At 36.1% G+C, this 13870-nt stretch carries 12 protein-coding genes; 5 read left to right on the top strand and 7 right to left on the bottom strand.

Annotation, left to right across the window (positions count from 1 at the left end):
- Positions 1-999, bottom strand: coding sequence for a signal peptide peptidase SppA (gene sppA / locus H624_RS0106340; protein ID WP_026866843.1), 999 nt, complete (start codon positions 997-999; stop codon positions 1-3).
- A 194-nt stretch (positions 1000-1193) separates the two neighbouring features.
- Between sppA and H624_RS0106335 the strand changes: the two genes are divergently transcribed.
- The gene (locus H624_RS0106335) at positions 1194-1991 is read left to right on the top strand and encodes an NAD kinase (RefSeq protein WP_026866842.1); all 798 of its coding nucleotides are present in this window, start codon (positions 1194-1196) and stop codon (positions 1989-1991) included.
- 53 nt (positions 1992-2044) lie between these two features.
- On the opposite strand, the gene thiI is transcribed toward H624_RS0106335, so the two are convergent.
- From thiI to H624_RS0106320, 3 genes are read right to left on the bottom strand one after another with little or no spacing between them, the layout of a single operon-like run.
- Entirely contained in the window at positions 2045-3247 is a 1203-nt protein-coding gene (gene thiI, locus H624_RS0106330) for a tRNA uracil 4-sulfurtransferase ThiI (protein ID WP_026866841.1), read from the bottom strand.
- Positions 3244-4371 (bottom strand): cysteine desulfurase family protein, encoded by a 1128-nt coding sequence (locus H624_RS0106325; RefSeq protein WP_026866840.1) that lies wholly within the window; start codon positions 4369-4371, stop codon positions 3244-3246. Before H624_RS0106325 ends, thiI begins: the two co-directional genes overlap by 4 nt.
- A gap of 57 nt (positions 4372-4428) precedes the next feature.
- The gene (locus tag H624_RS0106320) at positions 4429-6120 is read right to left on the bottom strand and encodes a septation ring formation regulator EzrA (protein ID WP_026866839.1); all 1692 of its coding nucleotides are present in this window, start codon (positions 6118-6120) and stop codon (positions 4429-4431) included.
- A gap of 113 nt (positions 6121-6233) precedes the next feature.
- Here H624_RS0106320 and H624_RS0106315 point away from each other — a divergent pair, with 113 nt between their 5' ends.
- From H624_RS0106315 to H624_RS0106300, 4 genes are all read left to right on the top strand, one after another.
- Complete coding sequence (locus H624_RS0106315; RefSeq protein WP_026866838.1) at positions 6234-6704, top strand: GAF domain-containing protein; 471 nt, start codon at positions 6234-6236, stop codon at positions 6702-6704.
- Between the two features lie 221 nt (positions 6705-6925).
- Entirely contained in the window at positions 6926-7528 is a 603-nt protein-coding gene (rpsD, locus tag H624_RS0106310) for a 30S ribosomal protein S4 (protein ID WP_026866837.1), read from the top strand.
- A 142-nt stretch (positions 7529-7670) separates the two neighbouring features.
- Entirely contained in the window at positions 7671-8375 is a 705-nt protein-coding gene (locus tag H624_RS0106305; protein ID WP_026866836.1) for an ABC transporter ATP-binding protein, read from the top strand.
- Positions 8372-9133: an ABC transporter permease gene (locus H624_RS0106300; RefSeq protein WP_026866835.1), complete on the top strand. Its 762-nt coding sequence runs from the start codon at positions 8372-8374 to the stop codon at positions 9131-9133. The genes H624_RS0106305 and H624_RS0106300 overlap by 4 nt, the downstream gene beginning before the upstream one ends.
- A gap of 14 nt (positions 9134-9147) precedes the next feature.
- Here the strand turns inward: H624_RS0106300 and H624_RS11710 are convergent, their stop codons facing one another.
- From H624_RS11710 to H624_RS0106285, 3 genes are all read right to left on the bottom strand, one after another.
- Complete coding sequence (locus tag H624_RS11710; protein ID WP_051220506.1) at positions 9148-11964, bottom strand: AAA family ATPase; 2817 nt, start codon at positions 11962-11964, stop codon at positions 9148-9150.
- 128 nt (positions 11965-12092) lie between these two features.
- A complete protein-coding gene (locus tag H624_RS0106290) occupies positions 12093-12293 on the bottom strand; it encodes a cold-shock protein (RefSeq protein ID WP_035856279.1) in 201 nt (66 codons plus the stop codon).
- Between the two features lie 155 nt (positions 12294-12448).
- Positions 12449-13753, bottom strand: coding sequence for a CitMHS family transporter (locus H624_RS0106285; RefSeq protein WP_026866833.1), 1305 nt, complete (start codon positions 13751-13753; stop codon positions 12449-12451).
- Positions 13754-13870 lie beyond the last annotated feature (117 nt).

Here is a 13870-nt window from a genome sequence, read left to right as displayed (position 1 = left end):
CTATTCATATAAGTACATCGGTTGAACACCTTGTCGGTTGTCGATTAGTTCTTGAACCATTCTAACCTCGCCACCACCGAACAAGTCACTTATGGCACTCTTAATCTGTACACCAAATGGGAATGAAGAATTGTAACCTCCATCAAACTCAACCACTTGTGGATTCCCACCGAGCTCTTCCTTTAAGGCAGCTAGTGCATCATCGAAGTGACCATTTTGGTCAACAAGTCCATTTTCAATTGCTTCCTCACCAAGGTAAATACGACCATCAGCGATTGCACGTACTTCATCTTCAGTCATACCTCTACCTTCAGCTACGACGTCAACGAAGTCTTGGAACATTGTATCTACAATACTTTGAATATATTCTTGTTCTTCTTCGGTCGCTTCTCTAGACGGTGACATCATATCTTTCATTTCTCCACTCTTATAAGTGTCAAATGAAATCCCGTGTTCTTCAGCTAACTGACCGTAGTTGATGCTCTGCATGATTACACCAATTGAACCAGTAATCGTTTGATCTGTTGCAAAGATCTGATCTGCTGGTGCAGAAACATAATAGCCACCAGAAGCGGCCATGTTACCCATCGAACTGTATATTGTTTTACCGCTTTCTTTAACTGCCATTAAGTACTTATGTATTTCAGCACTTTCATAGACACCACCACCAGGTGAGTTTACATTAAGAAGTACCCCGCTATATGTGTCATCTTCAGCAATATCTTTCAACGCCTGAATCGTCAACTCATGGTTATAACCTTCCGATCCAAACATGCCAACAGTTGCTCCAGTATCCTGAATGGTTCCTTCAAAGTTCAATACAGCGATTTTATTTCCTGCATCCCCTTCTTCAAGAATAGAAGATTTGCTTGCTTCAGTTGATGCAAGGTCATTAAACATATCTTCCCAATCACTTGCCCATAAAGAAGACATAAAGGACACACCAAGTCCTAAAATGACAATTGCAATTGCTGAAACCAATGCAATAATTCTTTTCATGAAAACACCCTTTCTATATTTAAGTCAAAGATATCATAACATTACCCCTAATAGCGTCACAATGAAACCTAATATCTTTTAAGGTACATTTAAGGTTATGAAGTTTATAGATTGATGACTAATAGAACTTTTAATTTTTCTATGGTAGTCTAGATTTAATAATAATCAGACAAAGAGTGAAATGGAGTAATCCTATGACAAAAAAAAGCATCTATTTATTTGAACCGACCTATAAAAATTCAAAGAAGATACTAACTGACTTACAACAACTATTTGAAGATATTGGTTATAAGATTGCCGATTCATCTGACACTGCTGACATTATTGCATCAATTGGTGCAGACGGTGCTTTTTTACAAGCAATTCGTAAGAGCGATTTTAGAGATGATTGCTTATATATCGGCATTGGAGTCGAAGACCGAAACCATATGTACGTCGATTTTAACTACCATAACTTAGCTGAAATACGTGAAGTCTTTGAGACAATGAATTTTGAAACACGTCAATACCCTATTATTGAAGTGAAGGTTAATGACAATCAGCCGAACTATTGTTTAAATGAGTTTACTATTCGATCAAACCTAGTAAGAACCATCATGATGGATATTTATATTGATGACTTCTTGTTTGAACATTTCAACGGGGATGGCCTAGTTATCTCCACACCTACAGGATCGACAGGCTACAACAAATCCCTTGGCGGTGCAGTTATTGATCCACTAGTTAAAGCGATGCAGGTGACTGAACTTGGTAGTGTGAACAACAATAACCACAGAACACTCGGAACGAGCTTCCTTTTATCGAAAAAACGACCAATTACTTTGGTCATAGACAATTCAATCGAGTATTATCCAATAATGAGTATGGATAATGAAGCACTGTCAGTACAAAACACTGAAAAAATTAGTGTAAAATTGAGTGACCACTCTATCAACACAATTAAACTTACGAACAATACATTTTGGCACAAAACTCAGAGAAACTTTTTATAGAATTAAGAAAACCAGGTCAATTTGACCTGGTTTTCTTATTATCATCTTACCTCTTACAGTAAATCACTAAAGTCGTCTTCAGCTTCTACTTTGTGGTTCGGTGTATAGATTTTAATATTTTCTATAGCTTTTTCGATCATTGAATCAAAATCGACCCCACTCTCAAATTTCTTAACTGATTCGAGATTCGGTTTCGTTTTTGGTGCATTCGGCTTAAAGATTGTACAGCAATCTTCAAATGGTAGAATGGATGTTTCATATGTCCCCATTTTTCTCGCCATCTTCACGATGTCATTTTTCTCTAAAGTGAGTAAGGGTCTTAAGACTGGCATACTTGTCACTTCATTTATAGCATACATACTTGTTAAGGTCTGTGATGCAACTTGACCTAAGTTTTCTCCGTTAACAATCGCTTCTCCCCCAATATTTTTAGCTAGTTGTTCTGCGATTCTCAGCATGATACGTCGAGTAGATGTCATGGATAGGTTATCCGGGACCTTATCGTATATTGTTGTTTGAAGTTCCGTGAATGGTACGATATGCAACTTTATATCAAAACCTGTACGGTCACTCATAATGTCCACAAGTTTTTTCACCTTATCTGTCGCCTGAGGACTCGTGTACGGTGGCGAGTGGAAATGAATGGCTTCTATTTCTACACCACGCTTCATAACATCAATACCTGCAACGGGTGAATCAATTCCACCTGAGAGCATGAGTAAAGCTTTACCTCCTGTACCAAGTGGTAAACCACCGAGACCTTTGATAGACTCATAATACATATAAATCGCATCTTGTCTGACTTCTACCATGATCTTATAATCAGGATTCTTCACATCAACAGTCATATGCTCTGTATTCGACATGACATGACCGCCGAGTAATTGTTGTACACCAAAAGTATCGAGATGATAATTTTTGTCCGCACGTTTGACTTCGATTTTAAAAGTCTCACCCGCTTTAATATTCTCAGCAAATTTCATGACTGTTTCTTTCATCGCTTCATCTGATTTTTCAATCTTAACTACAGGTGACGTGCTAAGAATTCCACTGATATTCATTAGCTTATCAATGACTTGATGTGGGTCTTCATCGTTAATTTCAATATAAGCACGGTCTCTATTTGCCTTTACGTCAACATCAAAACCTTTTAAGGCTTTTCTCATTCTATCTCTTAGTGCATAGACAAACATCATTCTATTTTTTGTCTTAAGGGTTAACTCACCATAGCGAATTAATATATGATCAAATTTCATTTTAGTACATCTCCTAATTCTTCATAGACTGATTTTAACGCTGTAACCAATGCGTCTACATCGTCTTGTGTCGTATAGTGTCCCATGGAGATTCTTATACTTCCTTCTATGACGTCATCTGGATTCTTTAAAGCAAGTAAAGTTTCATTTAACTCAGCTAATCTTGAGGCGCATGCGCTTGTTGTTGAGACTAATATGCCCCTTTTAGACAAGGCATTAACGACTACTTCTCCTTTAGCACCGACAAAGGACATATTCACGATATATGGTGCATCTTTCGGTTGGACTTTTATAGATTTTAAATCTTTTACGGCATCTCTAATCTGGCCATTAAAATCATTGAGTCGTATATTAACACTTCTTGCTTCTTCGAGCGTTAAACGTAGCGCTTTAGTCATTGCGGTAATACCTGGTAAATTCACAGTACCGCTTCTCACATTATACTCATGTCCCCCACCGTAAAATACCGGATGAAGATTACTCAAGGTCTTAACAAAAAGTCCACCCGCACCTTTTACACCATTGAACTTATGAGCAGAGATACTAATTGTATCAACGCCCTTATAATCAATATCTGTCTTACCAATTCCTTGGGTCGCATCGACATGAAAATGTGCTTTTGGATAATCTTCTAATATTTTAACCATTTGTTCAATCGGCTGAACACTACCAATGATATTGTTTAGAGACATCGTTGTTACGAAAATGACGTCGGAATCTAACTTTTCTTTAAAGTCTTCTAAATCTATCTTACCAACAGATGTCGTCTTTATATATTTTACGATAAAGCCTTCATCTTTCATCTCAGCCAAAACGTTAACAATACTTGGGTGTTCTAATTCACTCGTTAAAATCGTTTTACCAAATTGCTTTTTGTGTCTCAAGGTACTAAGTATAGCAATATTATTCGATTCAGTTGCCGAACTTGTAAATACTAAATCATAGTCTGGTAAATACATTAAATCAAGTATTTGCTTACGTGCGGCTTCTAACAATTTAGCTGCATTTTTACCTGCCTGATGAATACTTGCTGTATTATAGAAATATTTTTCACTCGTCGTGTTAAATGTTTCTAATGCTTCTTTGAATGGTTTTGTTGTTGCTGCATTGTCAAAATATATCATGTGTCACCTCTCACATTAAAATGACTTAGGATAATGACATATCCTAAGTCATGATGTTTACTTATCAAATTGTTTTTCAATTTTAGCGGCGCTACCAGGCTCTTTACTTTCAATTGCATCTTTTGCAACATCAAAAGCACGTTTGTAACGATTTTCTTTAAATAATCTTTCCGCTTCATCAAGTTGTTGGCTTAAGGCCTGATCTTGGCTACGGAATCTATTTCCGTATTGTACCATTAATTCTGTCAGTTGAGAATCCCTCATAACCGCATTCGCCTCAACTTCAAACTTGTTTGTCATCTTCACTGTGTCATTGACTTTCTCTTTGACGTACTCGACGTTTAAAGGTCGACGTTCGAACACTTTTTCAATGTCATTAATGTTCATTTCAATTTCATGCTTCATAACAACAAATTGTTCAGGTAAATTGACTAAGTTTGAAGACATCAAATCACGATACACTTTTTCTTTACGATCATTCACATACTGAAGATTTTCTTCTGCTTCTGCTTCGTCTTCACGTAAGTTAACTAAGTGTTCTTGAATGGCGTTTTGCTCTTCAAAAATCGTGTGTGCATTATTTTTAAGGTAGTCAATATTTTCAATAACAGCACTGTAACGTGTCGTATTCTTTTCAGTTTCGCTAATCATCTCACTGAAGATACCTGTAAGATTTTCAATTTCATTTTCATAATTATAGACTTTTTGAACATCCGACTCATCAATATGATACTGTTCTTTAATATACTCAATTTCAGTTCGTAGCGTATAGTTTAAGGACTTAGATTTAAGCAGTTCATCTTTGATGACATCTTGCTCTTGATCAAACTTGTTTTTTGCAGTTACTTCATGCTCAACAAGTGCATACATATCGTCTAATTCATCATGAATTCCTTCAAGTATCGTATCTGCTTCTTCAAGTTCAAGCTTAGCAACGAGTGGTTCTACCCGATTTAAGTTACTCTTCATTGTAGACAGACGATTTTCAACTTTGATATGGTCTAGGTCATAACCTTGGCCTCTTAAATCGCGACAACCATATCTAAGTTCTTGGAACTGTTGTGGCAGTTCCTTTTTAACTTCCTTAATTAACAGTGGAATCTCATCCATGTTTTCTTTTAAGTTCGAGAGTTCTGTATGGGTGTTAAAGATAAACTCATTCGCACGAATATAGTTCCCATCATTGACCATTTTTTCGTACTTAGCTGTCTCATTCTCATAAGATTTAATCACTTCTTCAAGTGGTTGTTTGGCTTCACCAAACTTGTGCCCATTGGCAAGCACATCACGTTTTGCTTCACGATATAGACGTTCACTATCGATGTACTGTTCTTTACCCTTATCTACAGACTCCATGAAACTTGCGATATCACTAGTCAGTTCATCATACTTGGCCTGAATCAGCTCAATATCTTCTCCGGCTGCTTCATTATTCTCAGTACTCTTATTAAACTTAAACTTCTCTATGTTTAACTTAGACTGCTCTAAAGACTCGCTTGCATGTGTACTGTGAGTATTAACAGTCTCATTCCACTCATTCTGCCAGCCATCATATAATTCCTTGGCTTCCCCGTGCAGATTGTAGCTTTTTAATTTGTCTATATCCAATTTAAATGGAAGATTTTTTGTTTCCTCTAATTTGCTGTACTGCTCATTTACCATCTGTGTTTTAACAGACCTCAGATATAAAAGCACAGCTGCCGTAACGATTACTAATATAATAATCGCAATTAATATATACACCCACATACACTTTACCTCCTATACATAAACTTAATTATAGCCCAAATCATTGCGTTCTAAAACAGATAAATGTATAATTCTTTAAAATCACATTATATAAATACAGTGCGGAGGTTGTCATGTTTACTGAAGTTGAAATAAAAGACTATGAGACACTTAACAAAATGCTAGAAGGTTTAGTTTCAGATGAAACAGATCGTATTGCTAACTTATCAAATGCTTCAGCACTACTTAACACATTCCTAAAAGATATCAACTGGGTTGGTTTCTATTTATATGAAGAAAAATCTAATGAATTAATCTTAGGACCGTTCCAAGGCTTACCAGCATGTGTACGTATAGAAAATGGAAAAGGTGTATGCGGTACTGCTTTTAGAGGAAATGATATTTTCATCGTCGATGATGTCAGTGAATTCCCTGGTCATATTGCATGTGATGCCAACAGTAAATCTGAAATTGTTGTTCCAATGTATAAAGACGGTGTCGGTATTGGTGTCTTAGACATAGACGCACCAATCTTAGAACGCTTTACAGAAGAAGATCGACTCGGCTTAAAAGCTTTTGTAGATACGCTGATTAAATATATTTAATATTGACTTTATACCTTAAGTCATGTATTATTATTTATTGTGTAAATGAACAGATAAGTAGCGGATGATCACTATTAGATAGTATGCATTCCCCCGCGTCAGGTATGTGCTGTGTAACCAATGCTATGAGGCGAAGGCACTTTAGAATGTATACCCTATTAGGAGATTATTCCCTTATGATGTTTTTTGCATAAATTAAAAAACATAAGGAGGAGCTAAATATGGCTCGTTTTACAGGTTCAATCTGGAAAAAATCACGCCGTCTTGGAATTTCTTTGACAGGCACTGGTAAAGAATTAGAACGTCGTCCTTACGCACCAGGACAACATGGTCCGACTCAAAGAGTTAAACTTTCTGAGTACGGTATGCAATTACAAGAGAAACAAAAACTTCGTTACCTTTACGGAATCAACGAACGTCAATTCCGTACGTTATTTAACCGTGCTGGTAAAATGCAAGGTGTACACGGTGAGAACTTCATGATCTTACTTGCGACTCGTTTAGACGCAATCGTTCGTGCAGCAGGTCTTGCTCGTACACAACGTCAAGCACGTCAGTTAGTTAACCACGGTCACATCACTGTTGATGGACAACGCGTTGACATCCCTTCATTCATCGTTAAGCCAGGTCAAGTTATCGGTGTTCGTGAAAAATCACGTAAACTAGATATCATTGCTGAAGCTGTTGAATTAAGCAACTTCACGCCAGACTACCTTACTTTCAATGAAGATAGCCTTGAAGTTACTTTTGACAGACTTCCAGAGCGCAGCGAACTTAACGCTGAAATCAACGAACAACTTATCGTTGAGTACTACTCAAGATAAGCACTTTCGAAACACTAGAAAGCCTGAGAACACTGGTATTATTACTGTTCTCAGGCTTTTTTCTTTTTCAATATTATTTTTTAATTATTTATGAAAGATAACTGATATGATATATAGGTAAATAACGAATTTGAGGTGGAACATGTCTTTAATTGAATTTAAAAATGTTAGTCACAAAGATATTCTGCATAATATTACCGGATCTTTTAAAGAAAATAAGATTACTACCCTTGTAGGTCCAAGTGGTGCTGGTAAAACAACATGCTTAAAGCATATCAACAGCCTCTTGTCCCCCAGTCAAGGAAATATATATTTTAAAGGACAAGATATTGAACAGATAAATAAAAAAGAACTAAGAAAGGAAATTGGCATGGCTTTTCAAAGCTCCCCAATGATCGAAGGAACAGTTTATGATAATTTAAATCTTCCTAAATCTATTTTTAATGAGAAGCTCGACACGGCCATTGCTAAAGACCTATTAGCATGCATGGATCTTAGTCATATCGATTTAAATCAAAAAGTGAAAGTACTTTCTGGTGGTGAGAGAAGCAGGCTTTCTATCGCTAGAACTTTAGTTAATGAACCTAAAGTTTTACTACTTGACGAGATAACCAGTAGCGTGGAATATCGTATGGTGAGAGAGATTGAACGCTTAATTTGTCAACTTCAAAAAAATGTGGGACTCACTGCCATTTGGATTACCCATGATTTAGAACAAGCTCGGCGTGTAAGTGATGATATGTGGTTTCTCAAAGACGGTCATTTACTTGAATTTGGTGAAGCTAGCCTTATCAACCAATCAGATAACACTTATATTCAATCCTTTGTGAGGGGTGAGTATGAATGACTTTTACACAACTACTATTATCGTTAGTATTTGTACTTATCCCTCTAGTACTTACTTTATATTTAAAACTTGGTTTAGAAAATGACATCATCATTGCGACTATACGTTCAACTATCCAACTTTTAATAATTGGTTATATACTAACCTTTGTTTTTGATGCAGAAAACCCAATTTTCATCATATTGATGATTATTGTCATGATTCTAGCCGCAACACAAAATGTTATTAAAAAAGGCAGTGGCATTCCTGGTATTGCATGGACGATTCTTCTTGCTATGATTACGGTAGAATTACTTTCAATGAGTCTTATGCTTAGCTTGGGTATTATAGATTTCACTGCTCAAGAAGTCATCCCAATATCAGGGATGGTTATTGGAAACAGTATGGTGCTCTCTCTACTATTTGTCAGCGAATTCAAAGAAGAAGTTAAAAGAAGTGATGAAATTATAGAACTAATATTATCCTTTGGTGGTGACAAAAAAAGTGCCGTATCAGGTAGTTTAAAATCTGCAATCAGAACAAGCATGATTCCGACCATAGAATCGCAAAAAACCATGGGTCTAGTACAACTCCCTGGAATGATGAGTGGGCTCATTATAGGTGGTGCAGACCCCTTAGAAGCAGTCTTATACCAACTTTTAATACTCTTTTTAATACTGATGACAGCAACGATTGCCTCAATTATCGTCGGATATCTATCTTATCCTAGGTTATTTAACAATAAGCTGCAATTTATCGGTATAAAAGAAGAAAGCTAATCCAAATAATTAGATTAGCTTTCTTCTTTGACAATTGATAAAATTGTTGAATCTATAATAAAGTCAAAATTATCTGGTTCTACATTCTCGTTAACTATATAATTTTTGTGCATCATTAGAAGCTTTTGAGTAAAGTTACGGGCGTAACGTCCACTCGTCTTTTCTTGATCTTTTAAACTCTCATATTTATTGATGACTGCCATTCTTAAGAAATCTTCATTGAATCGCCACTGATTCTTTAAATTATTAACGACAATTTCTGCAACTTCCTCAGCACTAAATTGTGGGAACTCTAAAGTATACGGGACTCTTGATCTTAAACCTTCATTTGATGACATAAACCGTTCCATATCAGCGGTGTAACCTGCAAAGATGACAATAAATTTCTCTCGATTATTTTCCATAGCTGTGATGAGTGTTTCAATTGCTTGTTTACCAAAGTCATTATCGCTATTTTCTATGGACAGTTGGTAGGCTTCATCAATAAACAGTACCCCACCCATTGCTCTATCAATTGCATTACTTGTGTTTTTCTCTGTATGACCAATATATGATCCAACAAGATCACTACGATCGACTTCAATTACTTTATCGTCAGGTAAAATGTCTAGGGCTTTAAAGAATTTTGCAATCAATCTTGCAATGGTCGTTTTTCCTGTTCCAGGGGGACCGGTAAAGCTCATGTGATAGGAAGACTTACCGACATCTATCCCTCTTTCTTCAAACATTTTATTTGCCTGAGCTTCTTTAATCAATTGGTTAATAAAAGTTTTCACATTATCTAATCCGGTCATGCTATTGAGCTCATCAAGTAAGGCTTTTAAACTATTGACCGCTTCACTTTCATTACCTAAAAGATTTGTCCAATCTTCATCTGTAATTTTTAAGAAGTCATCTGACTCAATGGTTCCGGATTCAGCCACCCGATTCGATTGTTCTAGTATAAGTTTTTCATTAAAATTCCGAACAAATCTAGCATTACTACCATCAGTCGAGCGACTGTAAGCTTTCTTTAATTCTTTTGCATATTTTTGATGATCAAATTCATAATGTTCATTTTCTAACTCTTTAATGCCAATTTTCCCGAGTTCTTCAGTGCTATAATCTTCAAATTTAAAATAATGTGGAATTCTAGATTTCAAACCTGGGTTCATATTAAAGAAGTCATACATCTCTTTTGTATAGCCTGCAAAAATGATCATAATGTCATCCCGATTATCTTCCATATATTTAAGTATAGTATCGAGTGCTTCCTGACCATAATTCGTCGTTCCGCCTTCACTGTTTAAGGTGTATGCTTCATCTAGGAAAAATACTCCACCGTGGGCACTTTTTAATTTTTCTAAAGTAATTTCTGTAGTTTTTCCAAGATAACCGGATACTAGATCTTGTCTAGATACTTCAACGAATTTATTGTTCGATAAAGCACCTTCTTCATATAAAGCTTGACCGACTAATCTTGCGACTGTTGTTTTACCTGTTCCTGGGTTTCCAAGGTAGACAGAATGAAGAGACGACTGACGAACGGGTAAGCCTTTCTCCTCTTTTGCCTTGTTAATTTTAGCCAAGTTTATAAATTTCTTAACAGCATCTTTTACTTCGCCAAGACCGATTAAATTATTAAGCTGTTCTAATGCTTTCCCCTTCTTGACAGTCGGTTGCTCGTTACTTTGTTGATTTTCAACTTTGTTATTGTCGACATCTGTCATTAATTCTTGAATCTTCGTCTTTTTATCCTCAGTGTTTACTTTATAACTACCAGACACATCGACAGCGATTGGATAATAATCACTCTGAATATTATCGATGGTCAACTCTGAGTCAACGACTCTCATTATCGGGTTATAGGGAGATGACAAATTCTTAATTTCAACCGTTGAGTTTTCATGAATCTGCATGGAATATACAGGGGGTACAATCATCACAGCTAAATTCTCCACCTTAAAGTGACTCTTAGCATAGAGTTCAAAAAATCCATAGACAGTCATCCAACTCTTCTCAGTGAGCTGTGAATTTTTAAGAAACACGCCTCGAACCTTATTGCCATCGAAGGTTGCTTTACTATCATTTAGTTCAACACCAAAACCCTTAGCCCTAACATCTGTAACATCTGACTTTGTTAAAGTAAGGTTGGCATTAAACCCCCTAATCGGATTATCATTGATATCACCGATTACCGTACATAAATTTAAATCAGTTTGACTGTCAGTGATATATATATTTCTAGGATCGACCGAATCATAGAAATTTAAAGTTGATTTATTTGCTATAAATCTCGAACTTTCCTTAACATATACGCCGCCAGTAATTTTACAATCATCAATTAAGAGTGATGAGCTATTAACCACAATCCCATTTAGTTCTGACTTATAAATATCACCATTACAATCCTCACGGAGTTCTAAAGCGTAACTTCTTTCAACAATGTTATCCACTACAGAACGCTTCATTTTTAGCTCGCCACCACCATTGATAAAGACTGGACTCGCCATTCTTTTACTTCCAATTATCTTGACATTTTCTAAGGTAAGCTTCCCACCATCAACATAGATTCTCTCACCAGATCGTTCATCAGTAAGACCAAAATCAATCGTTAAATTTTTTAAATGTAATTCCCCTTGCACAGTAAAACCTGCACTGATCACGACACTTTCATTTTCACGGCCTTCTATTGCTGTATAACAATCTTTCGGTATGTTCATTCCGTCGATTAAAGTATGATATGGTTCAACCTGAGACATGATGATTCTGTCATTGTTTTTTATTGTTTTAAATACATCTTGAAAAGGAACTTCTCTTCTGCCATTACCGACTAATATATCTTTTCCCATCCCTAGTACCTCCATTAAAACAAAATAGGTATCATTTATTATACTAAAGTTCAGAATAATCTAAAGTAATGACTCAAACATAAAAAAAGAGACACCTTTCGGTGTCTCTCAAAATGTACTATTTATAATTAAGCTCCAGTAACGTTGACAGCTTGTGGTCCACGTTGACCTTCTTCGATTTCAAAAGTAACTTTTTGACCTTCTTCTAAAGTTTTGTAACCATCAGCTTGGATAGCAGAGAAGTGTACGAATACGTCGTCTCCAGCTTCTTGTTCGATGAAACCAAAACCTTTTTCAGCGTTAAACCATTTTACAGTTCCTTCATTCATTGAAAAAACCTCCTTGTGCTTATGCACGTGTTATTTTTGCAGTTTTGAACATTTAAAAGAGTTTTTTCAACTATGAAATAGAAACTATTTAAACTTATCTTAAAAACTACATTCTTAATATACCACACACTAGCAATTATGCCAAGTGTTTATTACTAAATAATACCGAGTATAAAGGCCACAGCCATTGCAAGTATACTGAATGCCCATACCCACCAAAAAGCATAACGGATATATCGACCCATTTCTATACCTGCAAGACCAACCGCTAGCCATAGAGCTGGAGAGAATGGACTGATGAAAGTACCGATGATATTACCTATCATCATTGAATAGGCTGCGACAATATTATCTACACCTTCTGCAACGACTATCTCCTCGACTACTGGTAAGAGTGCAAAGTAGTAGGCGTCGGTATTCAGGACTAGTTCCAACGGTGCACCGAAGAAACCAACAACATAATGTAAATATGGAATGAGCGCACCAGGTAAAATAACGATAATATCTTCAGCAAGTGAGTTCAACATTCCCGAGTTCTCTAATATACCTAAAAATGACCCTGCTGCTAGAATAATCGCAGCCATTAGCAGGGCACTCGGTGCATGTGCTCTAATACGCTCCATCTGTATGTCAACATTAGTATAGTTCACTACTAATGCGATACTTACAGCAATCATAAAAATTAAACCTGCAGGCAGTAATCCTGACATTAAAAATCCAACGACTAAAAGCGTTAATAATATATTAAACCATAAAAGCTCAGGTCGTACTAATGCTGTCTTCTCGTCTGATTTCTCTACATTAAATTCATCCATGTTGATTCCCTGAATCAATAGTCCATTTTTCTCAAGTCGTTTCTTCTCTAAGTTTCCGATAAATGCTGCCATTAAAACTAAGAGAACAATCAGTGAAATTTGTAAGGGAATTAAAGGTTGCCACAACTCTGATGGATCAGAACCTGTTATTGCCGCAGTACGACCTAAAGGTCCTGCCCAAGGCACCATATTCATGATACTGGCACTGATACCAATTAACATGACCAACAAATACGGACTCATATTAAGTCGCTTATATAGCGGAAGTAAAGCTGGTATAGTAATTAGAAATGTCGACGCACCAGACCCATCCAAGTGAGCAATGGCACCTATGATAGCAGTTGCCATTGCAATTAGTATGACATTTCCTCTAGAAAGTTTAACCATCCGTTGGATTAAAGGATTAAACATCCCAGTATCTTGCATAATTCCAAAGAACAATATAGCAAAAATAAACATTATAACAACTGAAATAACTGAAGCAATTCCGTCGTTAAAAAACGTTGTAATTTCTTCTAAACTAAACCCTGCTACAAGTGCCCCTATAAACGGTACTGTCACCAACGCAACAATTGGATTCAGCTTTTGTGTAATTAATAAAACAACTATCGATAGTATTACAATTAACCCAACTATCGTAAGCATAAAGATCCCCCTCTTTTATCTATGTAAGGCTCAATATAAAAAACGCTTACAAAATCATATAAATCGCTTACAAAAATAATAAATAATCTATATCTAAATCCGCTTTTCCACCTTAAA

It is taken from the genome of Jeotgalicoccus marinus DSM 19772 (assembly GCF_000425825.1).
Lineage (GTDB): Bacteria > Bacillota > Bacilli > Staphylococcales > Salinicoccaceae > Jeotgalicoccus > Jeotgalicoccus marinus.
Note: the sequence above shows the minus strand (reverse complement) of the source record. Positions and strands in the feature narration are given on the sequence as shown.

What these genes read in the sequence shown, in the direction of transcription:
- sppA (WP_026866843.1), bottom strand. Translation starts at nt 999, where the DNA reads ATGAAAAGAATTATTGCATTGGTTTCAGCAATTGCAATTGTCATTTTA.
- H624_RS0106335 (WP_026866842.1), top strand. Translation starts at nt 1,194, where the DNA reads ATGACAAAAAAAAGCATCTATTTATTTGAACCGACCTATAAAAATTCA.
- thiI (WP_026866841.1), bottom strand. Translation starts at nt 3,247, where the DNA reads ATGAAATTTGATCATATATTAATTCGCTATGGTGAGTTAACCCTTAAG.
- H624_RS0106325 (WP_026866840.1), bottom strand. Translation starts at nt 4,371, where the DNA reads ATGATATATTTTGACAATGCAGCAACAACAAAACCATTCAAAGAAGCA.
- H624_RS0106320 (WP_026866839.1), bottom strand. Translation starts at nt 6,120, where the DNA reads ATGTGGGTGTATATATTAATTGCGATTATTATATTAGTAATCGTTACG.
- H624_RS0106315 (WP_026866838.1), top strand. Translation starts at nt 6,234, where the DNA reads ATGTTTACTGAAGTTGAAATAAAAGACTATGAGACACTTAACAAAATG.
- rpsD (WP_026866837.1), top strand. Translation starts at nt 6,926, where the DNA reads ATGGCTCGTTTTACAGGTTCAATCTGGAAAAAATCACGCCGTCTTGGA.
- H624_RS0106305 (WP_026866836.1), top strand. Translation starts at nt 7,671, where the DNA reads ATGTCTTTAATTGAATTTAAAAATGTTAGTCACAAAGATATTCTGCAT.
- H624_RS0106300 (WP_026866835.1), top strand. Translation starts at nt 8,372, where the DNA reads ATGACTTTTACACAACTACTATTATCGTTAGTATTTGTACTTATCCCT.
- H624_RS11710 (WP_051220506.1), bottom strand. Translation starts at nt 11,964, where the DNA reads ATGGGAAAAGATATATTAGTCGGTAATGGCAGAAGAGAAGTTCCTTTT.
- H624_RS0106290 (WP_035856279.1), bottom strand. Translation starts at nt 12,293, where the DNA reads ATGAATGAAGGAACTGTAAAATGGTTTAACGCTGAAAAAGGTTTTGGT.
- H624_RS0106285 (WP_026866833.1), bottom strand. Translation starts at nt 13,753, where the DNA reads ATGCTTACGATAGTTGGGTTAATTGTAATACTATCGATAGTTGTTTTA.